This is a genomic window from Halobacillus sp. SY10 (assembly GCF_045401165.1).
In the GTDB taxonomy this organism is placed as follows: Bacteria; Bacillota; Bacilli; order Bacillales; family Halobacillaceae; genus Halobacillus; species Halobacillus aidingensis.
Map to the genome: position 1 here is coordinate 3,966,650 of NZ_CP174345.1, position 22,790 is coordinate 3,989,439.

Sequence of the window (22,790 nt, forward strand, 5' to 3'; positions counted from 1 at the left end):
ATTACCTACATTCGACTTTTCTTGCTAGGATTCCTTTTTAAAACCGAACTGTTCTGCTTCCATTTGCATCGCTGTATGAAGAAGAGGAAAATCAGCAGCATCGTTTTCTAAATGACGGGACAAATTCGGGACGAGTTTGTTCCATACCATTGGATTTGCGGCCATTGATTGAAACAGGGCCACTTCATTATCTGTCCATTTTCTGAGGGACTGAACATAATGAAGTGTCATTTGGAAACCTGGTAGAAGCTGTTCATCCCTTTTCCTTGCGAATTCTTTCATCGCCTCTTCTTTCGAGATTCCTTCATCTATTTTCAAGCATGCATCGGCCAGTAAAAATGACTGCATAAAAGCATCATTGATTCCTAAACCTGTACTCGGGTCTTTGCTGTGACCAGCGTCGCCAATTAATGCCCAGCCATCTCCATAGGCCGTTCGAAAAAAATTCGGCATGCCTGGTGTTCCAATCATTTTCCCTTGAAGTCTGGCACCTTTCATTCTTTCTTTCATTCCGTACATTTGATCAAACGTTTGTTTAAACGATTCTTCCGGGTTTTTCATCATCGTTTTGAATTCTTCTGGATGGATTTCTATGCCCAGGCAGTCTCGATTGGGCTCCATTGGAAAAACAAAGCCGATTCGACCTTCATGAAGAAAGATCTCTGTGGCAGGTTCCGGTAGAGGCTCTATCCCCTCAAAATATCCGTAGACGACCGGGCGCAAAGGCTTCGTTTCTTCATATTTTTCTGACCCTGTCCAGTGAGCAAGGTTTGAGTTTTTCCCATCTGCCCCAACGATCAATTCAGCATAGGCATCATGGAGGTTCCCTTTTTCTATTAGACTGATGCCAACGGCCTTTCCCTCTTCCCATATCAATTCTCGTGCCGCCGTTTCGGGTTTGAAATGGACGGATGGGAATGTGAGCGCTCGTTCAATCAGCATCGAGTCGAGCTTGTCTCTCCTTGGAATGATGGTATAAGAGGTCCTCGGCCCTTCTACGAAACTGCTTCCAATATAGGTCCGCATCCTCGTTACTTTTCTCAAACCCGAATCTTCGAGTTTCTCAAGCACGCCTAATTTTTCTAAAAATCCTGTATGGGACATAAAGTGAGTGGACAATGTATCACTCGGAAAACTGGCTTTATCGACAAGGAGGACCTTCTTCCCCATCTCTCCTAGTAAAATAGCTAAACTCGCGCCGGCCACACGTGCACCGACGATGATGACATCATAATGATGATTCATGATTGCACACACCTCTATGTATCGTTTACCTCCATCATAACTGGATGACTATGAAAACTCTAGAGGCAGCTACATTGGGTTTCTTGTAGATAAGCTCCCTTTAGTTGAAGACTCAGTTTCGAGACTTTTGTTAAGTGGATGGGGGCGGAGGGGAATAGCTCGCTTTCCGCGGGAGCGCGGTGAGCCTCCTCGGACTGCGTCCTGTGGGGTCTCACCATGCACTTTTTTCCCGCAGGAGTCTCGCCATTCCCCTCCGCCCCTTTGCCATATAAGGATCTCGAAACCACTTCAACAAATAGCGGAGCTTCCAATAGTAGCGTGTAGATTCTAAAGAGTGTACACTTTCCATGGAAGGCTGCTACAGAGCGCTTTATCAATCCAGAACTGGGATGATGGAAGACACTCATCCTGCGCAAAGTGGGTTCGTTTTTCACACTTATCGAAGGGGGTGGTTGGGAAGCTGCGAGACTCCCGCGGGAATGGATTGACTGGCGAGACCCCGCAGAGCTTTAGCTCGAGGAGGCTTGCCGTCATCCCCGCAGGAAAGCGAGTAGCTTCCCAACCACCCCTGACGCTCAACTTTGTAACGAACCCCGGTTATCTCGAAACTGAGTCTTACACAATCCTGCCATTTCCTTTAATAACTAATCATTCTATGTACATAAAAAAACTCCCGCGATGGGGAGTTTTAATTAGTAGGTGCGTTCTTCTTCAACTTCATGGTTTTGATCCAAGATTTGAAGTTTGCTCGGTTTGTTTTCTTTTGCGATTTCCTCTGCTTTGGCAACAGCGGTATCACGCTCATCATAAAGGTCTGTCGGAGCGACATCCTCGATTTTTACAAACCAACCGGTTACATCTTTATTAGGTACGACACTATATTGTTTCATGAACTTCACTCCTATCTCATAGACTTAATTAACCATTCCCACAGCAAGGAGGGTTCAAACGTATCGAAATTGTTTGACAATGAGAAAGGACGGCTTTATAATTTCAAACAAGTCAGAAAAATTTAATAAAAACAACTCTTATCGAGAGCGGCAGAGGGACTAGGCCCTACGACGCCCGGCAACCTTCAAGGCAAAACCTTGAAAAGGTGCTACATCCTACAGGTCACATGATCTGAAAGATAAGGGGAGGTATGAGATACATAAAGCCCTCTTCTTACTTACAGAAGAGGGCTTTTCGATTTCCCTCTTCTATAAAGTGGATGCCCTAGGAAAAAATCAGAGGAGGAATTTTTCCATGAGTTTACCATTCCATACGTTCGGTCCTGAAACGAATTTGCTTCACGGCGGTCAAGAACCTGATCCCGCTACAGGTTCTCGTGCTGTACCGATTTATCAGACGACATCGTATGTTTTCAATGATACAGAGCATGCTCAAAACCTTTTCTCACTTGCGGAACCCGGCAACATTTATTCACGAATCGGAAACCCGACCGTGGATGTATTCGAACAACGAATCGCTCTTCTTGAGGACGGTGCCGCGGCGGTGGCGACAGCATCAGGCATGTCTGCCATCACGATGGCCATTCTGAATGTCGCTAAAGCCGGGGATGACATTGTTACTTCTACGAACCTTTATGGAGGGACATACAATTTGTTTGTCCACACCCTCCCCCGCTATGGAATCAATGTACATTTTGTAGAAGGAGATGACCCCGAATCATTCGCCAAGGCGATTACTCCTCATACAAAAGCAATCTTTGCCGAAACCATTGGGAATCCGAGTTTGAATGTACTGGACATTGAAGCGATCGCAGATGTCGCGCATGATCATCACATCCCTTTCATTATCGATAACACATTCGCCACCCCGTATGTGTGCAGACCGATCGACTGGGGAGCAGACATCGTTGTCCACTCTGCTACTAAATGGATTGGTGGACACGGCACGGCCATTGGAGGTGTTGTTGTTGATAGTGGACGTTTTGACTGGAATCATGAAAAATTCCCAGGGTTCACAGAGCCTGATGAAAGCTATAACGGCATACGCTTCGGGGTCGATGTGGGTCCGGCCGCTTTCGCCATAAAACTGCGCGTACAGCTGCTTCGGGACATTGGCGCATGTCTCAGCCCGCAAAACGCTTTCTTACTTTTGCAAGGACTGGAGACTTTACACTTGCGAGCGAAAACACATGCGGATCAAGCTTTAGAAATCGCCGAATATTTAAACCATCACGAAGGTGTCGAATGGGTGAATTATCCAGGATTGAAAGATCACCCCACTTATTCTCTAGCCGAAAAATATTTCCACTACGGCCATGGGTCGATCGTTGTCTTCGGGATTAAAGGAGGACGCGAAGCAGGGCGTAAGCTGATTGATCAGAGCACTATCTGGTCGCATGTAGCCAATGTAGGGGATGCCAAATCTTTAATCATCCATCCGGCCTCTACGACTCACCAGCAATTAAGCGACGAAAACTTGAGTAAATCTGGTGTAACAGAAGAACTTGTCCGTTTGTCTGTCGGGTTAGAGTCTGTAGAAGACTTGATTCAGGACCTGGACAACGCCATTTTCCATGCCACTGGATATAGGAGATCCTACGGTAAAAGTAAGCATGTGGCAGAGCCGGTTTTATCATCCTCCCTGGATCGTTCGAACGGGGAATTAAGAAAAAGGGTAATCGGAATTGTTGGAACAAGTGCTCTTCTTGCGGAGCAGAACAAGTTGGAAAGGTTGGGATTTGAAGTCGTTGCCTTCTCTCACTTTGAGGACCTTCAAAAAGTAACGAATGTCCACTGGGATATTGTCTATGTTGAGGAAGCGAATGAGGATGTCTTGAACATAACGAAAGAAGTAAAACCGACACTACTCTGGTCACGAAAACCAATCACTCACGAAGATGCAGCCATCATATCAGGGGTAAGCCTCTATGACGCTGTTGTAAATATCCGGTCAGGGAAAGATTTTTCTACTTCCCTCGTATCGGTCTAGTGAAAGAAAGGAGAATGAAAAGCATGTCATTAAAAAACCCCACCAGTCACCCAAGAACCAATCAAACGATATCGATTGGAACTTTCACCTGCGAGTCTGGTGAAAAGCTTTCGCATGTCGAGCTTGCCTACGAAAGATACGGGCCGACAAATGCTCCCGTCATCCTCGTATGTCACGCATTAACGGGCAACCAGCTCGCCGTCGGTTCAAGGGAAGAACGTGGCTGGTGGGCCGGTTTGATTGGTGAAGATTGTCCGATCGACACCAATCGCTATCAAGTGATCACCTTTAATGTTTTGGGTGGATGTCACGGATCTACAGGGCCTGCGAGCATTAATCCAGACACCGGCAAACCATACCGTCAAACCTTTCCCAAAGTTACCATTCGGGATATGGTCCACGCTCAGTATGAAGCTTTATATCGCTTAGGCATCACTCATGTCCACGCTATAGCAGGCGGATCACTTGGAGGTATGCAGACGTACGAATGGGGACTTCTTTACCCTGATTTCATGAAAAAATTATTCATTCTCGCAGCTACCCCTTATTTAAGTGATTATGGCATCGCTTTTAATCATATCGGTGCTCGAGCCATAAAGAGTGATCCTCATTTCCATAATGGGGACTATCATTCAAATGAAGATCTAAAGGGGTTTGAAATCGCCCGGATGACCGGGATGGTCACGTACCGCAGCAGTACCTTATTTGAAAAAAGGTTCGACCGTTCCTATCATGCCGATACCTCTTATGAGATTCAATCTTATTTGGATTACCAGGGGGATAAGATCAAAGAACGCTTTGATGCCAACAGCTATCTTTACCTTCTTGAGGCGATGAACAACCATGACATCGGACGAGGAAGAAACGGATGGGCCCAAGCAGCGAAGCAATACAAAGCAGAGGTTCACACTTTCAGTTTTGAACACGATCTCCTTTATCCAGAAGCCTTGATCCAACCATTCTCTACCTTCTGTAAAAAAGGGAAGCATCACCATATACCCACCGACTATGGGCATGATGGATTTCTCGTAGAGTTTGAACGTTGGGGCAAATGGGTGGAAGAACAATTAAACTAATTGTTCCTCCACGTGTATAATCAAAATAAAAACCGTTCCGTTTTTAGTTTAAAACGGAACGGTTTTCTTGTTTATCGATTAAATGACCGACAGGAACGACTTCATACCCTTTAGCGTACAGTTTTTCCAGTAAGAGATCTACGGTTTCCACTGTAGACAGTTGAAGATCATGAAGCAAAATAATGGAATCTTCTTCTACTTCTGAAAGAATATCCTCAGCAACCGCTTCCGGTTTTTGATCTTCCCACTTCTCAGAATAGATGGTCCACGGAACAACATTGCCTTCTTCTTGATAGTTGGCAGAAGGCAGGTTTCCAAAAGGCAATCGCAGTAAATCCACCCTCTGTCCGGTTACTTGTTCCAGAATTGTTTGAGTCGATGAGATCTGCTGATTGATCTGCTCATCTGACAAGCGTCCCAATCGGGGGTGATTCCACGTATGGTTTCCAATTTCGTGCCCGCGTTCACTCACTTCACGAGCCACTTCAGGATAGTAACCTACCCGTTTTCCGATCATGAAGAAAGAGGCTTTTGCTTCATACTTATCCAGTACATCAAGGATTTTTCTGGTCACTTCCGGATGAGGGCCATCATCGAAGGTTAAAGCCACTTCTTTCCCTTCCCCATGTAAATGGTTCTCTAAAGAAAAGTCCTGATATTTATTATCGCTTCCCTGATTCTCTGAAGTTGGCTTAGCTCCTACTTCAGCGGCCTCTTTAAAGGCATCTGCATAATCTGAACGAAGAAGTTTGGATACTTTATCCTTCTCAATCATCACACGGAGTGGTTCCTCACTTGCAGGATCATTTATAAAAACAAGGACCCCTTCCCCCGTCAAAGCGACATCTTCGTAAAATGCAGGTTTAGCCTCAAGCTTATCCAGAAGCTTCGCGTTTTCTTCACCTGCATCGATCAATTTCTCTTTCGTCCAATCGTGAAGACGATCGACATAATAGATGTCTTCCTTGAATAATTCTTCCAGCGACAAAGCTTTTCCATTCTTTTTATCGAAATTCAAGACGGTTTGTTTAGTCATGACTCCGCCTTCACCAAGGTCGATCGTTTCTATAAACCTCACAACAAAAAAACGTTGATTTTGATGAATGACTTCAAAATCAATGTGCAATTCATGCGCCTGGCTTCCATCATTTTTTTGTTTACTTTTATAGCTTTCTTGTTTAAACAAAGCTTTCTGCTGATTCACATAATCTATAATGGTTTGGTCAATTTGGTTATTCGGTGTTTGGGGATAATGGGCGGTCATGTGATACTCTTCAAATTCACTGATATCTGTTTCTATACTTACGTCATACATCGCCTGATTACCCATCTTCTCTCCCGACTCTTCATTAGCATTCGCAATGAAAGAACAGCCGGACGCCGTCAACAAAACAAACAAAATGGTATATATAATTGGTTGTCTCATGCTTTTCCCTCTTTATCTCATAGTCACACAATCTATTGTAACATAAATGTAACAATGACTTAATTACTTCGATATATTCAGTAAATTAAGTTAATTCAAACAATTCCCTTCTTCCTAAATGCTCCCGATTGTGGAAGACTCAGTTTCGAGATAACCGGGTTCGCTGCCTATGTTGAGCGTCAGGGGTGGTTGGGGCTCACCGCGCTTCCGCGGAAAGCGAACCATTCCCCGCAGCCCCCATCCACTCAACAAAAGTCTCGAAACTGAGTCTTCAAAAATCCTTTCATATAGCGGAATAAAAAAAGAACTCTCCAATAAGGAAAGTTCTAGATATTGGTTCGGACGTCCCATAGTTCGGGAAAGAAGCGGTGATCGAGGACTTTCTTTAAGTAGCCGACACCTGAGGAACCGCCTGTGCCTTTTTTATGACCGATGATTCGCTCGACTGTTTTCATGTGACGGAAACGCCATTGCTGGAGACTGTCTTCAATGTCAACAAGCTTCTCCCCTAATTGGTACAAGTCCCAATATTGTTCCACATCTTTATAGACGTTCGTCCAGGCAGCTTCTACGCTGGAGTCTTTTTCATACAGCTGCGTGTAATCACGGTCCAACAGTTTTTTTGAAATCGGAAAACCGGAGTCGGATAGCTTTTCGATGGCAGCATCGTAAAGGCTTGGTGCACGATATGCCTCTTCAAGTCGATGATGCAACTCAGGGTCTTTTTCGTAGATCTTTAACACGTGAGGGGTTTTATACCCCAGTGCAAATTCAATCATTCTGTACTGATAGGATTGGAAGCCGGAAGCCTGTCCGAGGTGATCACGGAACTCCATATATTCTGACGGGGTCAATGTTGATAAGACATCCCACGCTTGAATAATCTGTTTTTGAATGCTCGATACTCGTGCCAGCATCTTAAAAGCCGCCTGCATTTGATCTTTTCTAATTGCTTCTATAGCTGCATGAAGTTCGTGTAAAGTCAGCTTCATCCATAATTCACTGACTTGATGAATGATAATAAAAAGCATCTCATCATGATGAGGTGACAGACGATTTTGCGCAGAAAGCAGTTCATCCAAGTTCAAATATTCACCATAGGTCATCCGGCTGGAAAAATCAGTATGGATGTTCTCGCTGCCATCATTTTTATGATTTGTCACTGGTGTCCCTCCTTCAATCCAACACGCCGCGTTCAGGAATGTTGGTAAAAGTCATCGGTAAAAATTCCGTATGAACCGTCCCCTCATACATAAGAAGCGTTCCTAAAACAGGGTGCTCTGCGTGCACATGGACACGAAAAGCCTCTTCCTCTTCATCATAATGTTCGTACACACTGGTCGTCGGATTGGCCATAGACATGAGGCCATCCACATGCATTGCTTTCGACTCCATATATAGTCCACCTTCTGCTGTGACATGGGTCTCCAGCTCGGTTTGTATGAGGCCTGTCTTTCCTAAATCATCAACGATACAACCTTTCTCTTCATCAAATCGCATCGCTGCATCAAAACCTCGAATAGAGTAAGGAAAGAAAAACCTCCGAATCCAACTAATCGTCTCCCGTCCTTTTTCATCTACATAGATATAATTCTCAAGAGTGAAGGGGACATCTTTTCCTCTTTCTGCAAACACAAGATGATCTTTTGTTCCCACTTGAAGAAAAGGGCGCAGCAAAGGATGTGTCCCTCTGATTTCAGTCATTCTCCCTTGACCAAGGATCATTAGATTTTGTTTGCTCGTCAATCCATACTTCTTTTGTAGCTCTGGATGAAGATTGTGGAATTGCTCACCTAGTGCTCGATGAAAAATCGACTTCATGGAAAAACTCCTCCCAAAACAGGTTTCCATCCGTGTTTCTTTTTGGATGGTTTTAAATTATCTGCCCCGTGCCATTTATGTAATGTTCCATATTTAAACAGGGTTAACAAAGCAGGTATGAAATGATTCAGATCAGAATATGGTTTTATTTAGAAACCTATTTTCTTTGATGTATGTAATGGCATTATAGCATAAGTAACCGCTTTCCATTAAACATGCAATGAAATAAGACCTGCCTTTCAGCAGGTCTTTATGCTTGTATTTGTGGAATAACGAAGGTCTACAAAAACGTTTGCCTCATTTCGTCTTATGTTGTGCCTGGAGGCAGTCCTTGGTGACATTAGCCGCCCCGAGATGCAGTAAAGACTACCAACTCACGACTTTGCTTATGTGTCTCCGTCGAATCACTCTCATATAACACAATCACATGACTTCTTCTGCGTAGTCACTGATAGAGTAGCCTTTTTGTTGTTTCATAAGCCATCCTTGTTTTTCGAGCTGGTTGAAAAGTTTTTGAATATGTTTTTCAGGCCAACTTGAAAGGATGCCGAACCACCGTGTTTCGTGCAAATGGAGCTGCCTAAGTTTGTTGGTCGCTTTTCCTGCAAGCACTTGTACTAAGGTATGGGCCGGATAATCTGTTCCATAATAATAGATCAAGTCAAGCACTTGTTGAGTTTCTGCATACGTCAGTGATCTTCCTTTGACAGTAATGATGACATCATTCTCTTCATAACGAACTTCAGTCAGCTTATTTTTCAACTCTTCTAAGACATGGCTTGTCATTGGATATACATTTTCAGGAACAATCTTCTGCCAATCCCGTAGTTCTTTCAACATTCTTACGTCGTCGAGTACTATTCCGGAAAGCCATAACAGCTCAGATTCAGACGTACGCTCTGGGATCTGGCTCCGATTTAATTTGTCATACATATAGAGCAGGGGATGTGATTTCATATCTTCTGCTTTACGCTGATAACGTTCAATCTGTTTGACAACATCTAAACTTTCATCGAGCGTTTTTCTGGCGACGGTCAACTGTTTTTTCAAACCATTTAACTGAATCAGTTGTTCCAGAAGACGCTGGTTTTGTGCAGCGATCTCATTGAACTGTTTCTCAATGGTCATGACTCGCTTCGTTGCTCGCTCCACATCGAATTCCTCTTCAAGAGCAACTCTATCATCATCAATATAATAAAGCAGGGAATAATCACACCTTTCACAAGAACAACAGATGCATCGCTCCTTTGAAAGAAAGGTGAGCGATTTCCTATGTGAACAGCACCCTTCCCTTCCTTCCAACCAATCGGCTGGTAAAGTGCGGAAAGGACGCATAACGATGCTGACTCTGTGACGCCAATAGGCCACATCCTCCGGGTAATTAAGAACCGATATAAGAGCGGATTGATTCATGACTTCAACCGCATCAATGACGTCCCTTTTTTCATGGAACAATCGTACGATCGGGTGATTGTGGAAAGCAGCTGATATTTTATCAATCCAATCCTTGCGGTCGTGTTCACTTATATGGGATAAAAAAAGATAGTCCTCAAGTACTTCCCCTACGTGTTCATAAAGTTGTTCCGAGGAGAGTTGAGTGAAATCTGTACTGTATAAAAATTCTTCTTTTAATGGTAGTCCATGTTCTTCCGACAAGGACCTCCATAAAAACAATTCTGGGCGCAACAAATGTGGATGGATCGTCTCTTCTTTTTCAAAAGAAACTGTTAGGACAGCTTTTCCTGACAACCCTAGGTAGGGGCGAATTTTCGCAACATCAAGAGCTTTGTCATTGATTTGGTCCACGATTGCGTCGTTAAGCCTGGATAGTAACCCCCGTTCAAATTTATGTCCAATCGACCGGATTTGTTTGTTCTTCTTTCCGATCGGTGCAAGTACTACATACGGGTATCGTTGATCCTGGTAAGCAATCCTGTTTGGCAGTCCCATAATGATTCCCCTTTGAATAAGGATTTACTACTATTATAGAAAAAGTATTACGATGTACCAATAAATATAAGTAAAATGGGCGTCATACTGTTAAAATTTCCACGGAATACCCAATGAAGAGCCCCGTTTCTATGACACCTGGAATCGCGCTCAACTCTTTTTCCAACGTATCGTGTATATGAGCGAACCTTACGTCCATGAGCATGTTGCCAGCTTCTGTCAAAACCGGGCCATCCTTCGCTGCAGCCATGCGCAGCTGAATGTGATCACACTCAAAAGTTTGAAGGGATGTTTCTACAAGATGAACCGCTCGTGGATCCACCTCTAAAGGAACCGCAAACTTCTCCCCGAGTCTTTCAACATGCTTGCTTCCATCAACTAAAATATACGTTTTTGCAGCACTTGCCATCACGAGCTTCTCCGCAAAAAGAGCGCCTCCTCTTCCTTTAATGAGACGATGCTCTCCGTCCACCTCGTCCGCGCCATCAAATCCCCAATCCGGTTGGTGATTGAGGAGAGAAGTCGTTGTCAGTCCATAATAACTACAGTTCATCTCTGCCTCTTTAGAAGTAGGAATAGCCAATATCTCCAGCTTTTCCTCCGCTACTCTTTCTGCAATCTTTTCGAGAGCAAGAAATGATGTCGACCCTGAGCCGATGCCGATGACATCTCCATCCTTTACAAAACGGCTCACTTGTTGAGCGACTTTTTCTTTTCGTTCACGATTTGAAATCTCCCCTGACCAGACCGGCTGATCGGCTAGATTATTCTTCCATTTCACAGGTATCACCTCTTTCTTTGGTATTCCCGAATGACTTGGAAAACAAGCATGGGTGGTAAAGAAAGTGTATCAGATGAAGGAGCCCATTCCCGTTCCTACGCCAAAACTTTGTCATTCTTAACGCTGTCTTCACATAAATATAAGGTAATCCATTGTTCTGCAGAAAGAAGGGGATGGAATTGAAACGAGTGTATTGGAAGTTGTTCATCTTCTATCTCATCCTCATCGCCGCCATCGTACTCGTCACATTCAATCAATAAACACTACGATGATTCTCCATAAAAGCTCCCTTTAGTTGAAGACTCAGTTTCGAGATGTTCCGGGGTTCGTTGCTTGGGTTGTACGTCAGGGGTGGTTGGGAAGCTACTCGCTTTCCTGCGGGGGATGACGGCAAGCCTCCTCGAGCTTCGCTCTGCGGGATCTCGCCAGCCAATCCATTCCCGCGGGAGTCTCGCAGCTTCCCAACAACCCCATTCGATGTGGAGCAGAAACGAACCCCTATACCAAGATGCGTGGTATTCACACCATACTCAGAAGCAGGCATAAGGGGCTCTATATCAGACTTTCGAGCCTTTGAATGACTACTGGAGAGAGTATGATATTATCCATTTTGCTTGAGTACACAAGCAGCGTTTCCAGAAAAAGTTTCGAGACACTTACATGGCATAGGGCGGAGGGAAATGGCGATACTCCTGCGGGAAGAGAGTGCTGGGTGAGACCCCGCAGGACGGAAGTCCGAGGAGGCTCAACGCGCTCCCGCGGAAAGCGAGTTATTCCCCGCAGCCCCCATCCACTCAACAAAAGTCTCGAAACTGAGTCTTCAAGAATCCTGCCATATTGTTGAACAAGCGTTTAATTAATGTTGAATCATTACCCCATATATATTCAAAAAACCTCGACCGCTCCATGGTCGAGGTTTTACTTGATTAAGTCGTGTTTGAAGGCATAGATGACGGCCTGGGTACGGTCGGATACTTGGAGTTTTCCAAGGATATTGCTGACGTGTACCTTTACAGTTTTCAGGGCGATGAACAATTGATCTGAGATTTCCTGGTTGGTTTTCCCTTCTGCCATTAAAAGAAGGACTTCTTTTTCTCTTCCTGTCAGTTGGTCGTGAAGTTCAGCTCCACCTGGCGTACGCATTTTTGTCATGATTTTGCCTGTCACTTCAGGTTCTAGGATGGACTGACCTGCGTATGTAGAGCGAATGGCTTTGGCGATTTCCTCTGCTTTTGATGTTTTGAGCATATAACTCGTCGCTCCCGCTTCAAGTGCTGGGTACACTTTTTCATCATCCAGAAAACTCGTGACGATAATGACTTTGGCTTCCGGCCATTGTTCAGTAATCCGTTTCGTCGCTTCAATGCCATCCATCTCGTCCATGACTAAGTCCATCAAGATAATATCAGGACGATGCTCCAACGCAAGGTCCACGGCTGCTTTTCCATCGTCCGCTTCCGCAATAACCTCGATATCTGGTTGTGCAGATAAGTATGCGGATACGCCGATGCGCACCATTTCATGATCATCAGCAAATAATACGGTAATCATTCTTCCTCGCCTCCTTTTATTCGATGAGGAACTTTCACTTCTAACCGGGTCCCCTGTTCCTTCACGCTTACAATCTTTAATGTACCTCCGAGTTCAAATGCTCGTTCCTGCATGTTTTGCAGTCCATATGAACTCGTCTTCGCTTCTTCCACATCAAAACCGATGCCATCATCAACGATACGCAGGATGACGTTCTGATCCCTTTCAATCAGCATGACATTCAATAAATGAGCTTTCGCATGCCTTAAGGTGTTTGAAACCGATTCTTGAAGAATCCGGAAAAGCTGATCTTCGATGCCTTTTTCAAGGGTTAAAGGTTCCACGGACCATTCAATTTCCATGGGTACTTTTTGTGTGAGTTCATAAAGCAGCTCTTCTGCTCCTTCCGACAGAGACTTATCCTTGAGGGCCACCGGTCTTAAATGAAGAAGCAAAGCTCTCATTTCAAGCTGAGACTGGTGAATCATTCGTTCGACCATCTGCATTTGTTTTTTCGTTGCCTGCCAATCATCCGGATCTGTTTCATTAATGGCAGACATCATCATGGAAGCTGCAAATAATTGCTGACTGACGGAATCATGAAGTTCTCTTGCAAGACGATTCCTTTCCTGAATCACCACTTCCTGCAGGCTCTTCTCGCGTTCTTCTGCCCTTTCTGTAACCATACGTTGAGCAAGCTCTGTTTGTTTCGTCATTTTTTCTTCCAGTTGTTTAAGGGCGAGGTCGATCTGCTCCATCTCTTTCAAAGCAACCTCTTCTTCCGCAAGCTCATTCCCCTTTGTCAATTCAGACACGCGATGTTCGATGGTGAAGAGCTGCCTGCGCCAAAACCATCCCTGGATGACGCCGACCACAAACCCGAAAGATAAAGAAATGAACAAAGCAAAGAAAATATAAGGAAGATCAAAAACCTCCCTTTCCCAAAGCTCTCCCCACGAGCCGAAAGGAAAGGCATAGAACGTAATGGTCAACAACAGAATGGTGAACCCGAAAAAAGTAAGGGTGCCGGACAACAATTGTCTATGCCATACGTTCATACGCGCTTCACCTCAAGCTCACCGGAAACCATAGACGTTATGATTTTCACGCGTGGCTTTTCTTTTCGATACCCTTCGGTTTGAAAGGAGATGACCTGGTTGAACACTTTCGACTTCTTATATTGAAAAATGGAAGCCCGGCCAATGAGAGCACTATGATGAATACTTACCTCTACTTCATAAGGGACATAAACGGTCAGATTACCAATCCACTGGCGTATGGAAATGACGGCCTCATCGTGAGGAAGAACCGTTTGGCTCAAATCGACAATTCTGTCCCCAAAACCGCCATGAATGTTGATATCCTTCCATTCATAAGAGGTTTTCGGTGTAGCATCATCTCCAAAGAACTTCTGCCTTAACAATGGTTCCTGATCAGGGATCTCCTGGTGATGATCAATGATCTCAGGTCGGATGTGCTCCGGCTTTTCCCTTGATTTAAAGTAATCTCTTAGGAACATGAGAATCAATGCAATAACAAGGAATCTAACAGCAATCATACTTAATACGGTGAAAATTAAACTGATCAAACCAATCCAGAAAAGGATTTTCCTCCACAATGGACGATAGTTTTTCCATCCGATATATATAAGGACTCCAGAGAAAACGACAGAAAATACAAGTCCCCCGTTGAAGAAGACGATTTCCACAACGAGGAGAATCACCCCTATGATTAAAATCGTGTTGATCGTATCGGTCGAAAGCTTTTTAAGCATAAAGGTCATCCTCCTCCCTTAAATCGATAAAGACGCAGAAATCTGCGCCTTCATCATACCATGTTTTCTATTTAGCGGGTACTTCCTCCCGTTTCTCCATTTCTTTTTCCAATTGGGCCATTTTACTGTCAAACGTATTGTGGTAATACGCGCTGTTCACTTTGTACTCCAGGTCCTCGATGTAGCGGTCGATTTCTGAAAATCTGGAGTAAGGCTTGTCCGCTGTGTCCTCAATCACACGATTCATACGATGATGAGCACGGGCAATGTTTTCACGCCCCATCAGTTCCATCCGTTTCAAATGCATGTCCTTCAGTTTGTGTTTCATTTCTTCATATTTGCGCTCAAGAGTCTCCAGCTGTTCGATGCTGTCCCTTCTTGACGCTTGAAGGCGATCGGCCCTTGCCTCATATTCCTGCTGCTCCTTGACGGCGAATTCATACATCGTGGTTTCCCCGGCTTTTTCGGCAACTTCAGCCTGGCGTCTGCGCTTGTCCGCCATATCCTGTGCTTTCTGGAACTCACGGGAAAACTCATCTTTTAACCGGTACTGACGCTCTACAAGCTTCCTTACCTTCTCCGTTTCTTTTTCACTTTCACGCAAATACTGATTTAACATCGCGATTGGATTTTTTTGTTCTTTTTGATCCAACGCCTCATGCAAATCTGCAGTAATGGAATCTTTCAACCTTGTAAATAAATTAGCCATACGGTATATCTCTCCTTTAGTTTATTTGTTCATTTCTGCCCATTGACGTTCAAAGTTGGTAAAAGGATCATCGGATTTGGTTGAACGTACCTCTTCGCTTTTGCTTGTCCAATTTTTATAGATCCAGTAAAGCGCAAAAGCAGCGGCGACACCAATCACTGCATAGACATTTGAGACGGCTATACTGAGGATGATCAGTCCAACCACGCCCCAGCCAATCTTTCCGGCCGTGGAGTCACTTTTCATGAACTGCTTGAACACGACATAAAGCAGCCAGACACTTACACCCAGGAGGATCATCGGTCCTAAATTGGCGAGCAATACGGTAAGAGCGACTAATCCAGCCAGGAACAGTAAAAATTTCTTCATCGTTTTTCCCTCCTTGCTGATTTCTTGTTTTTATCATATCGAGATTAGAATCATGTCGTAATGAGCCAGAGATATATTTTCTACTAAGACCAGAGGCGTATAGTAGGTTTGAAAATGTGGAGACAGAACAAATGGTAGAGGGTATTAAGCAGTAGAACGAGGAAGTTGACCATTAATTAGAGGAGGACAATCCCCACCGCAACACACAAAAAGGCCGCCTAACTAAGGCGGCCTTTCTTTTATTCAATGATACGCAGTTCTTTCGGTGTTTTTGTCAATGTCACATACCCGTCTTCCGTAACGAGTACATCGTCTTCTAAACGCACGCCGCCGACTTCCGGGTCATAGATGCCAGGCTCGATCGTGTACGTCATGCCTTCCTTCAAGACGCCATCATTCAAATGACTCATGGAAGGGAATTCGTGCACGTTGATTCCAAGACCGTGACCGATGCGGTGTGGGAACTTGTCTCCGTAACCTGCATCTGTGATGACGTCACGTGCGACTTGGTCAAGATCCCCGATTCGTGTTCCCGGCTTACTGATTGCAAACGAGGCTTCCAAGGCTTCCTTCACTTTATTGTAAATCGCCTTTTGTTCCTCACTCACCGAACGATAAGCAAACGTGCGGGTAATATCGGACGTATACCCTTTCCATACGACGCCAAGGTCGAATAAGACAAAATCCCCCGGCTTCAGGCGGCGGTCCCCAGGGTTCCCGTGGGGTTGACCGGATTTTTCGCCGAACAGGACCATCGTGGAAAAGGACATTTCCGCAACGCCTTTCTTCTTCAGTTCATATTCAATCTTTGCGAGCACTTCCATTTCGGTGGTTCCCTCTTCAAGGGCTTCAACACCTACGCTCACACCGAAATCTGCAAGCTCAGCCGCTTCTTTCATAATGCCGATTTCGTGATCGTCTTTGACAACACGCATGTTGTTCAATTGTCCTTCGATGTCTTCCACTTTCACATTTTCAAAGAGCTCGAAAAACGATTCACTTCTGCCATAAGAAAGGACTTGTTTTTCTATCCCTACTGTTTTCACATTGGCAATTCCGTTCTCTTTCATCTTGTCCGCCATCATCTGCCATGGGTTTTCGTGATCGGCATAACCAATCACTTCCTTTGTCCATCCAGCATCACGGATTTGACCTTTCTCCATCCCGGGCAGGACAGCAATCGGATCCGCTTCAGGGAAAACGAGCAATCCCAGCAACCTTTCATGTGGGTCTGTATGAAATCCCGTCAAATAAAAAAAGTTCTCTGTTGAATTAATAAACGCTGCATCAACGTTTGTATCTTTTAAGTATTGAGAAAATAGTTCCAATCGATGTTCCAACATTCATCACTCCTCTTCGCTTCTTTTTTCATCATAGCTCAATCTTTCAAGCAATCCAAATCACACAAAAGTCCAAAAATAGGAGTGAACGTTTAACGACACTTTTATCTTTTTCATTCTCATAATGAGAAGCATTCGATATAATGGCGAAAGGTGATTAAAAAATAGGAGGTGAACTGATATGGACCGTACTCGTTTTTTTGTGCGGGTAGCTGCGATTTACGCATTGATCGGCGCATTTATGGGTTCCCATATGGCCGGCGGAGGGGGACTGCAATTGAGCGCGATTCACGCTCACATCCTTGTTGTTGGATGGCTTTCTCTTTTTGCTTTCGGTGTTTATTATAGAGTGTTCTCCATACCCAAAGATTCTAAGCTCGCAACAGCCCACGTATGGACATCGTTCTTTGGTGTATTCGGCTTAACGGTTGGTATGTGGCTGTATTATACCCAGCCACTTCCAGGTTTGAGCACATTCAACACAATTTTCTTCATCGTTGGAGGGACAGTTCTTCTCATCGCATTCGTCTTATTTGCGATTATGACTTTCGTTCACGGTAAACAAATTTCTGAGAACGCATAAAAAGAGATCCGCTCCCCATAGCGGATCTCTTTTCTTATGCGGCTTGTCTTAACGGAGTACGTTGTAACAACGACTTTTCTAATCGGATAGCAAAAAATGCGGACACGATGGCTAAGCCGACATCTTTAATTAAAAATGGCACCATGCTTGACCAGGCCAGAACAAATCCAATACCATCCCCTCCAACCCAGAAGTTCATAGCGAGATAGAATAGATTGACACCAATAAAATAGTTCAACACAATTCCGACAAGGGCTGCGGTGATATAGGTCGGAAGGTTCCGTTTAGACTCTGCAATCTTTCCAACAGCATAAGCGACGACAATAAAAGATAAAATAAATCCAAATGTTGGCGATATGAGTGTGGATACTCCACCTTTAAATCCAGCAAAAATGGGTGCACCCACCAGTCCCAGAAGGGCATAAACAAGAACAGAGAATGAGCCTAACCTGCTCCCCAGGACGAGTCCTGCCAGGATGGCAAAGAATGTTTGAAGCGTCAGCGGTACGCCCATGACCTGCAAGAATGGCATAAATGCGGTGATGTTGGCTCCGATCGCCATGAGAGCAACGAATAAGCTTCCCAAAGTAATGTCGTAAGCCGATAAACGAGATGGTTTCATTACGGTGTCCTCCTATATATAAAATCTCTTTAACTATTATTAAGATACGAGAATTCACCTCATAATGTCAACTAACTATTTTTATAGTTAACAAAAGGAGTGCCATGATAACCGGCACTCCTTTTTAATATTTATAGTCCCAACCCCATAGAAAGTTGGTTCGTATAACTTGTATAAGCAACGGTTTGATTCAATGCTGCCATTTTCTGAGCATCATACCCATATTCCTTCAACCGTTCCACATCATCTTTTGTCACTTTTACTGGTTTTGCAATTAAGCGGTCCGCATAGGTGAGTACCGCTTTCCATTCCTCACTCATGTTGGATTCCTTATAATTGTTAAGCCATTTCAGCACATCCTCTTGATCTACCAGCTCTTCAAGTAATTTGGAGTGACTATCGGTACAGTATTTGCAGCCATTCTTCATAGAAACGAACGTGATTACAGCTTCTCTCAAATCGTCTGGGAAGTCTGTCTCTTTGATCGCTTTCTGCAAGGGAAGAAAAGCTTCATATAACTTCTCATCATTCGCCAGCAGCCGATCAAACAAAGGGGCTGGATTCGGCATGTTATGTTGTACATTGAGTTCCTTCATTTCTTTTTGTTTTACAGGTTTAATCCATGGCATCGCTATACCACTCCTCTATCATTCTTTTTAACTAGGTAATTATAACCTATTAAATGGTGACTTCTCCCTCTTAATGTAGTAATATAGACTCAAAAAGTAGGAGGGGGAGTATATGTTTTCTCCTCAAAGGATGATGGGTCAATATACGACCCCGAAAGAAACGGTGCAATATATGACTCGGAAACTTCTATCAGAACTTCCAGAGAAGAGCGACCTGAAGATTCTAGACCCTGCTACCGGGGATGGTATTTTCATCCATACACTGCTGGAAGAAGGCCTTACAGCAGAGAACCTCTATGCCTTTGATATCGACCAGAAAACAGCGTCTCCTCACCCAGATGTTCATTTCTACTATGAAGATTTTCTAAAGGTTGATCAACAAGGGCAATATGATGCAATCATAGGTAATCCTCCCTATAAGTCCAAGCGCCAAAGCCCTTACTTTTCCGAAAACCGTGAAAGAATAGAACGCGAATTTGGAAAAATCGGCATCCATAACTTATATTCCCTCTTTATTCACAAAGGCATACAATGCTTGAAGCCTGGTGGAGTGATGACCATGATTGTACAGGACTCATTTCTTACAAACATTTACTACAAAAACTTTCGTGAATTTCTACTAAAAGAGACCGAAATCAAAGAAATCGTTCTTGCTCCCAGACGCCTTTTCCATATAGGGAAAGCGGATGTGCGTACAGCTATCATTACTCTAAAGAAAAGAGACATGGAAGCAGCTGCCTTCAAACAAATGAGGTTAGTCGACCGCCTGAATGAGCAAAATTACAATCATCCACCAGAGGACAACATTCAATATCTATCCCAGCAAACGTTTGAGCAGATGCCTGCTCATAACTTTGCGATCAATGTTCCTGAAGATATCTTGAGGCACTTCAAAGTCCCCTACCAGCCACTTGGAAGTGTCCTGAAAGGAGGGACAGGCATATCTACCGGAGATGACCGTTCTTTCTTACGGGAATTCAAGAACGAGCATGCGCCCTCGGACTGGATTCCTTTTTACAAAAATGGCGGTAGAAAAGATGCCTGGTATTATGAACCTAAATACTACATCCATAAAAATTGGCCTGAATATGTCAATAAAGGGGAAAACTTCACGGTACGGAACCGGTCGTATTTCTATCAGAGAGGCATTACATGCTCGTCCATGGGAGTAGATTTCTCGGCTGCTTTACTTCCGGAAGGCTCCTTGTTCGGTGTGAACGCCAACCTCTTTCCAGAACATGAGGAAGATCTATACTACTTCCTCGGGCTGTTAAACAGCAAGTTGATCAAATATATGGTAAGAAAAGTTCTCAACCGAACCAACATGATTACCTCCGGCTACATCAAGAAGATTCCTTACATAGAACCTGATCCTCTGCAAAAGCAGGTAATGATTGAAACAGCTCGGAATATCGTTGATAAGAAGAAAGAGGATCCATCTTTTCAAACCGGTGAATGGCAGTCGTTGGTGGATCAAACCGTTTATGAAATCTATGGAATATCGAGTTTCAGTCGTTCGAAAGTCCATGATTTCTGCCATGATATTATGGAGAAGATTTGACTCTTCTCCACCTCCCCTCTCATTTTCCGGCACAATATTTCCTGGGAAATCAAATCATTTAAGAATTCGATAATTTCCCCAATCATCAGGTAGAAGCTGCAAATATTTGCGCGAAAGAAAGCGGTCATCGACAAGCTGAATCGATCCGTGATCCTCTTCTGAACGGATTAACCGCCCGCCTGCTTGCAACACCTTGTTCATTCCCGGATAAACATAGGCATAATCATAGCCGTTTCTTCCTTTTTGATTAAAATAATCTTTGATCAATTCCTTTTCAAAGCTTCTGGGAGCAAGCCCAATACCTACCACTGCTACACCGTTCAACCGATCCCCACGAAGGTCTACACCTTCAGAGAATATCCCTCCCAGCACAGCGAAACCGACGAGTCGGCCTCCTTCCTCAAATTGAGCAAGAAAGTCTTCTCTTCTTTCTTCATCCATCCCTCTCTCCTGCATGACCGCATCCACAGGAGAGAAGTTTTTGAATTCACGATAGACCATTTCCATATAGTGATACGAAGGGAAAAAGAAAAGATGATTCCCTTCATGGAGTTCCACCTGTTCATACAGGCGTTTGGTCAGTTCACCAACCGTCTTCTCCCTGCTCTTATACCTCGTCGACAACGGAGTGATCATCACATCTATTTGTGATGAGTCATATGGAGAAGGCAAATGTAAAATATAATCGTCTTTGGTGCCCCCTAGCATCTCTTTATAATAAGCAAATGGTGAAAGAGTCGCTGAAAAAAACACCCCTGACCTGAAAGTTTTCGTCGTTTCGCTTAGTACGTGAGAAGGATCAAGACAAAACAGCTTTAATATGAAGTTTCCCTCTCGCGTACTCTCCCCCAACAAACGATAGTGTTCATCTACATATTCGAGGATTTTTAGAAACCTCTGAGACTGAAAATATACATCCATCAGCCGTTCAGATCTTTCCCCTTCCGTATTCTCCTGCAAAAGCGACTCCGCCTCTGAAAGGAAACGTTCTATGTTTTCCTCCAACTCTCCGGGCACCTGATCCAGTTGGGTGAATTCTTCCGTGGAAGAATAAAAACGCTCTAAATCTTTTCCGATCGCGTCAGCCACTTTGACTAAGCTATCTTCTTCCCCATCCCATTCAGCCGCAACGCTTTCATAGGATTGCTTGGCAATGGAGGCGGAATACATCTCGCGAGCACGCTCTACAAGGTTATGACTTTCATCCACGAGCAGCGCTGTTTTTTTCTTCCGATCGGGCATTAATCTTTTCAGAGAAACCCGAGGGTCGAAGATATAATTGTAGTCCCCAATAATCACATCAGACACATCCGTAAGGTCCAGTGAAAATTCGAAGGGGCAAACTTTATGTTTCCTTGCATACGATTCAATAACCGAACGTGTCATCTGTGTTTCATGGAGCAGAATATCAACAATTGCTCCATTGATTCGATCATAGTAACCGTCGGCAAATTCACAGTAGTCCGGCTGACAAATTGTTTCTTCCTGGAAACAGATTTTATCTTTTGCTGTCAATGTAACTGATCGGAGCTTAAGTCCCCTTTCTCCCATCTTCTGTAGAGCTTCTTCTGCCGTCGCTCTTGTAATTGTCTTTGCCGTTAAATAATAAATTCTTTCCAAACCTTCCAACTGCAACGCTTTAATAGCTGGAAAAAGGGTGGATATCGTCTTCCCAATCCCTGTCGGCGCTTGGGCAAACAGGTTCCTCTTTTCTTCAATCGTGCGGTAGACACTTCCTGCTAGTTTCCGCTGGCCGTCACGATAACTCGGAAATGGAAAATTCAAATCAGGGACTGTTTTTTCTTTTTGCTCTCGTATATGAAGAAGAATCCGCGCATAAGACGCGTATTCGCTGACTGTTTCTTCCATGAATTGATGCAATTCCTCGTATGTAAATGTACGTAGAATCCGCTTTTTGTCTTTTGTTCTTTTCTGGACATACGTCAACTGCACCTGGATTTTTTGAAGCTCTTCTTGTGCTGCATAAATAAAGGCATACCCTTTGGCTTGGGCCCAATAAAGGGGATAAGTGGTATCATCAATTTCTTCAAGATCCCTTGAGGTGGATTTGATTTCATCAATCACCGGACCTTCTTCTGTGTCCAATAAACCATCACACCGTCCCTGTACCTTAAGATTCAACCCTTCCTGTTGAAACTCATATTCCAGAAAGACTTCTGATTCGTCTTTTTCTTTATACTTCTTTTGTACTTCTTGATGTATGGCCGTTCCTTCCACAAGCGCTGTATTCGTTTGGAAACGTTCGTCAATACTTCCCGTCCTGTACACATAGGAGACAAGGTCTCTAACGGAAATCGTCATTTGTGTGTCCATCGATTTCCCTCCCTGCTTAGCGGTTTTATTTTCTTACCCTCATCTTCTTACACTCTTTTCCGTATGTCTATTGTATAGGACCATGATATAATTGTGGTTA

General features: G+C 44.0%; 20 protein-coding genes and 1 riboswitch. Of the genes, 4 read left to right on the top strand and 16 right to left on the bottom strand.

Going from position 1 to position 22,790, the window contains the following annotated elements; translation table 11 throughout:
- Positions 1 to 24: 24 nt before the first annotated feature.
- On the bottom strand, positions 25 to 1,245 hold the full coding sequence (locus ACJA3J_RS19965) for an NAD(P)/FAD-dependent oxidoreductase (protein WP_406945092.1): 1,221 nt from the start codon (positions 1,243 to 1,245) through the stop codon (positions 25 to 27).
- Between the two features lie 692 nt (positions 1,246 to 1,937).
- Positions 1,938 to 2,135 carry a DUF2188 domain-containing protein gene (locus ACJA3J_RS19970; RefSeq protein ID WP_089653746.1) on the bottom strand — a complete coding sequence of 66 codons (198 nt, stop codon included), beginning with the start codon at positions 2,133 to 2,135 and terminating at the stop codon, positions 1,938 to 1,940.
- 135 nt (positions 2,136 to 2,270) lie between these two features.
- Positions 2,271 to 2,381, top strand: a riboswitch (SAM riboswitch).
- 109 nt (positions 2,382 to 2,490) lie between these two features.
- Here ACJA3J_RS19970 and ACJA3J_RS19975 point away from each other — a divergent pair.
- Positions 2,491 to 4,185 carry an O-acetylhomoserine aminocarboxypropyltransferase/cysteine synthase family protein gene (locus ACJA3J_RS19975; protein WP_115895212.1) on the top strand — a complete coding sequence of 565 codons (1,695 nt, stop codon included), beginning with the start codon at positions 2,491 to 2,493 and terminating at the stop codon, positions 4,183 to 4,185.
- Between the two features lie 23 nt (positions 4,186 to 4,208).
- On the top strand, positions 4,209 to 5,261 hold the full coding sequence (locus ACJA3J_RS19980; RefSeq protein WP_089653751.1) for a homoserine O-acetyltransferase: 1,053 nt from the start codon (positions 4,209 to 4,211) through the stop codon (positions 5,259 to 5,261).
- 43 nt (positions 5,262 to 5,304) lie between these two features.
- Here the strand turns inward: ACJA3J_RS19980 and ACJA3J_RS19985 are convergent, their stop codons facing one another.
- The 11 genes from ACJA3J_RS19985 to ACJA3J_RS20035 all read right to left on the bottom strand — a co-directional run bounded on the left by ACJA3J_RS19985 (position 5,305) and on the right by ACJA3J_RS20035 (position 16,961).
- On the bottom strand, positions 5,305 to 6,687 hold the full coding sequence (locus ACJA3J_RS19985) for a polysaccharide deacetylase family protein (protein WP_406945093.1): 1,383 nt from the start codon (positions 6,685 to 6,687) through the stop codon (positions 5,305 to 5,307).
- A gap of 326 nt (positions 6,688 to 7,013) precedes the next feature.
- Positions 7,014 to 7,850: a tryptophan 2,3-dioxygenase gene (kynA, locus tag ACJA3J_RS19990; RefSeq protein WP_089654403.1), complete on the bottom strand. Its 837-nt coding sequence runs from the start codon at positions 7,848 to 7,850 to the stop codon at positions 7,014 to 7,016.
- 13 nt (positions 7,851 to 7,863) lie between these two features.
- Positions 7,864 to 8,508: a DUF4166 domain-containing protein gene (locus ACJA3J_RS19995; RefSeq protein WP_089654402.1), complete on the bottom strand. Its 645-nt coding sequence runs from the start codon at positions 8,506 to 8,508 to the stop codon at positions 7,864 to 7,866.
- Between the two features lie 423 nt (positions 8,509 to 8,931).
- Positions 8,932 to 10,458, bottom strand: coding sequence for an RQC-minor-2 family DNA-binding protein (locus tag ACJA3J_RS20000; protein WP_406945094.1), 1,527 nt, complete (start codon positions 10,456 to 10,458; stop codon positions 8,932 to 8,934).
- 82 nt (positions 10,459 to 10,540) lie between these two features.
- Positions 10,541 to 11,239, bottom strand: coding sequence for a ribose 5-phosphate isomerase A (rpiA, locus tag ACJA3J_RS20005; protein WP_089654400.1), 699 nt, complete (start codon positions 11,237 to 11,239; stop codon positions 10,541 to 10,543).
- 918 nt (positions 11,240 to 12,157) lie between these two features.
- The gene (locus ACJA3J_RS20010; protein ID WP_089654398.1) at positions 12,158 to 12,790 is read right to left on the bottom strand and encodes a response regulator transcription factor; all 633 of its coding nucleotides are present in this window, start codon (positions 12,788 to 12,790) and stop codon (positions 12,158 to 12,160) included.
- Positions 12,787 to 13,827, bottom strand: coding sequence for a sensor histidine kinase (locus tag ACJA3J_RS20015; RefSeq protein WP_406945095.1), 1,041 nt, complete (start codon positions 13,825 to 13,827; stop codon positions 12,787 to 12,789). Before ACJA3J_RS20015 ends, ACJA3J_RS20010 begins: the two co-directional genes overlap by 4 nt.
- A complete protein-coding gene (gene liaF / locus ACJA3J_RS20020; RefSeq protein WP_089654396.1) occupies positions 13,824 to 14,543 on the bottom strand; it encodes a cell wall-active antibiotics response protein LiaF in 720 nt (239 codons plus the stop codon). The genes ACJA3J_RS20015 and liaF overlap by 4 nt, the downstream gene beginning before the upstream one ends.
- A 67-nt stretch (positions 14,544 to 14,610) precedes the next feature.
- Positions 14,611 to 15,252: a PspA/IM30 family protein gene (locus ACJA3J_RS20025; RefSeq protein WP_089654395.1), complete on the bottom strand. Its 642-nt coding sequence runs from the start codon at positions 15,250 to 15,252 to the stop codon at positions 14,611 to 14,613.
- A gap of 21 nt (positions 15,253 to 15,273) precedes the next feature.
- Positions 15,274 to 15,621: a flagellar basal body rod protein gene (locus tag ACJA3J_RS20030; RefSeq protein ID WP_089654394.1), complete on the bottom strand. Its 348-nt coding sequence runs from the start codon at positions 15,619 to 15,621 to the stop codon at positions 15,274 to 15,276.
- Positions 15,622 to 15,860: 239 nt separating this feature from the next.
- A complete protein-coding gene (locus ACJA3J_RS20035) occupies positions 15,861 to 16,961 on the bottom strand; it encodes a M24 family metallopeptidase (RefSeq protein ID WP_406946339.1) in 1,101 nt (366 codons plus the stop codon).
- A gap of 181 nt (positions 16,962 to 17,142) precedes the next feature.
- On the opposite strand from ACJA3J_RS20035, the gene ACJA3J_RS20040 reads away from it, so the two are divergent.
- Positions 17,143 to 17,544 carry a hypothetical protein gene (locus ACJA3J_RS20040; RefSeq protein ID WP_089654393.1) on the top strand — a complete coding sequence of 134 codons (402 nt, stop codon included), beginning with the start codon at positions 17,143 to 17,145 and terminating at the stop codon, positions 17,542 to 17,544.
- A 34-nt stretch (positions 17,545 to 17,578) separates the two neighbouring features.
- Here the strand turns inward: ACJA3J_RS20040 and ACJA3J_RS20045 are convergent, their stop codons facing one another.
- Both ACJA3J_RS20045 and ACJA3J_RS20050 read right to left on the bottom strand, forming a co-directional pair.
- Complete coding sequence (locus ACJA3J_RS20045) at positions 17,579 to 18,166, bottom strand: biotin transporter BioY (RefSeq protein ID WP_089654392.1); 588 nt, start codon at positions 18,164 to 18,166, stop codon at positions 17,579 to 17,581.
- Positions 18,167 to 18,297: 131 nt separating this feature from the next.
- Positions 18,298 to 18,795 (bottom strand): carboxymuconolactone decarboxylase family protein, encoded by a 498-nt coding sequence (locus ACJA3J_RS20050; RefSeq protein ID WP_115893484.1) that lies wholly within the window; start codon positions 18,793 to 18,795, stop codon positions 18,298 to 18,300.
- Positions 18,796 to 18,907: 112 nt separating this feature from the next.
- Here ACJA3J_RS20050 and ACJA3J_RS20055 point away from each other — a divergent pair, with 112 nt between their 5' ends.
- Positions 18,908 to 20,356 carry a class I SAM-dependent DNA methyltransferase gene (locus ACJA3J_RS20055; protein ID WP_406945096.1) on the top strand — a complete coding sequence of 483 codons (1,449 nt, stop codon included), beginning with the start codon at positions 18,908 to 18,910 and terminating at the stop codon, positions 20,354 to 20,356.
- A 54-nt stretch (positions 20,357 to 20,410) separates the two neighbouring features.
- On the opposite strand, the gene ACJA3J_RS20060 is transcribed toward ACJA3J_RS20055, so the two are convergent.
- Positions 20,411 to 22,690, bottom strand: coding sequence for a helicase C-terminal domain-containing protein (locus tag ACJA3J_RS20060; RefSeq protein WP_406945097.1), 2,280 nt, complete (start codon positions 22,688 to 22,690; stop codon positions 20,411 to 20,413).
- Between the last annotated feature and the right edge of the window lie 100 nt (positions 22,691 to 22,790).

Coding starts and splice junctions, on each gene's coding strand:
- ACJA3J_RS20060 (WP_406945097.1), bottom strand. CDS start 22,690: ATGGACACACAAATGACGATTTCCGTTAGAGACCTTGTCTCCTATGTG.
- ACJA3J_RS20045 (WP_089654392.1), bottom strand. CDS start 18,166: ATGAAACCATCTCGTTTATCGGCTTACGACATTACTTTGGGAAGCTTA.
- ACJA3J_RS20010 (WP_089654398.1), bottom strand. CDS start 12,790: ATGATTACCGTATTATTTGCTGATGATCATGAAATGGTGCGCATCGGC.
- ACJA3J_RS19970 (WP_089653746.1), bottom strand. CDS start 2,135: ATGAAACAATATAGTGTCGTACCTAATAAAGATGTAACCGGTTGGTTT.
- ACJA3J_RS19985 (WP_406945093.1), bottom strand. CDS start 6,687: ATGAGACAACCAATTATATATACCATTTTGTTTGTTTTGTTGACGGCG.
- ACJA3J_RS19995 (WP_089654402.1), bottom strand. CDS start 8,508: ATGAAGTCGATTTTTCATCGAGCACTAGGTGAGCAATTCCACAATCTT.
- ACJA3J_RS20040 (WP_089654393.1), top strand. CDS start 17,143: ATGGACCGTACTCGTTTTTTTGTGCGGGTAGCTGCGATTTACGCATTG.
- ACJA3J_RS20025 (WP_089654395.1), bottom strand. CDS start 15,252: ATGGCTAATTTATTTACAAGGTTGAAAGATTCCATTACTGCAGATTTG.
- ACJA3J_RS20000 (WP_406945094.1), bottom strand. CDS start 10,458: ATGGGACTGCCAAACAGGATTGCTTACCAGGATCAACGATACCCGTAT.
- ACJA3J_RS20015 (WP_406945095.1), bottom strand. CDS start 13,827: ATGAACGTATGGCATAGACAATTGTTGTCCGGCACCCTTACTTTTTTC.
- ACJA3J_RS20030 (WP_089654394.1), bottom strand. CDS start 15,621: ATGAAGAAATTTTTACTGTTCCTGGCTGGATTAGTCGCTCTTACCGTA.
- ACJA3J_RS19965 (WP_406945092.1), bottom strand. CDS start 1,245: ATGAATCATCATTATGATGTCATCATCGTCGGTGCACGTGTGGCCGGC.
- ACJA3J_RS19975 (WP_115895212.1), top strand. CDS start 2,491: ATGAGTTTACCATTCCATACGTTCGGTCCTGAAACGAATTTGCTTCAC.
- ACJA3J_RS20050 (WP_115893484.1), bottom strand. CDS start 18,795: ATGCCATGGATTAAACCTGTAAAACAAAAAGAAATGAAGGAACTCAAT.
- ACJA3J_RS20055 (WP_406945096.1), top strand. CDS start 18,908: ATGTTTTCTCCTCAAAGGATGATGGGTCAATATACGACCCCGAAAGAA.
- ACJA3J_RS19980 (WP_089653751.1), top strand. CDS start 4,209: ATGTCATTAAAAAACCCCACCAGTCACCCAAGAACCAATCAAACGATA.
- liaF (WP_089654396.1), bottom strand. CDS start 14,543: ATGCTTAAAAAGCTTTCGACCGATACGATCAACACGATTTTAATCATA.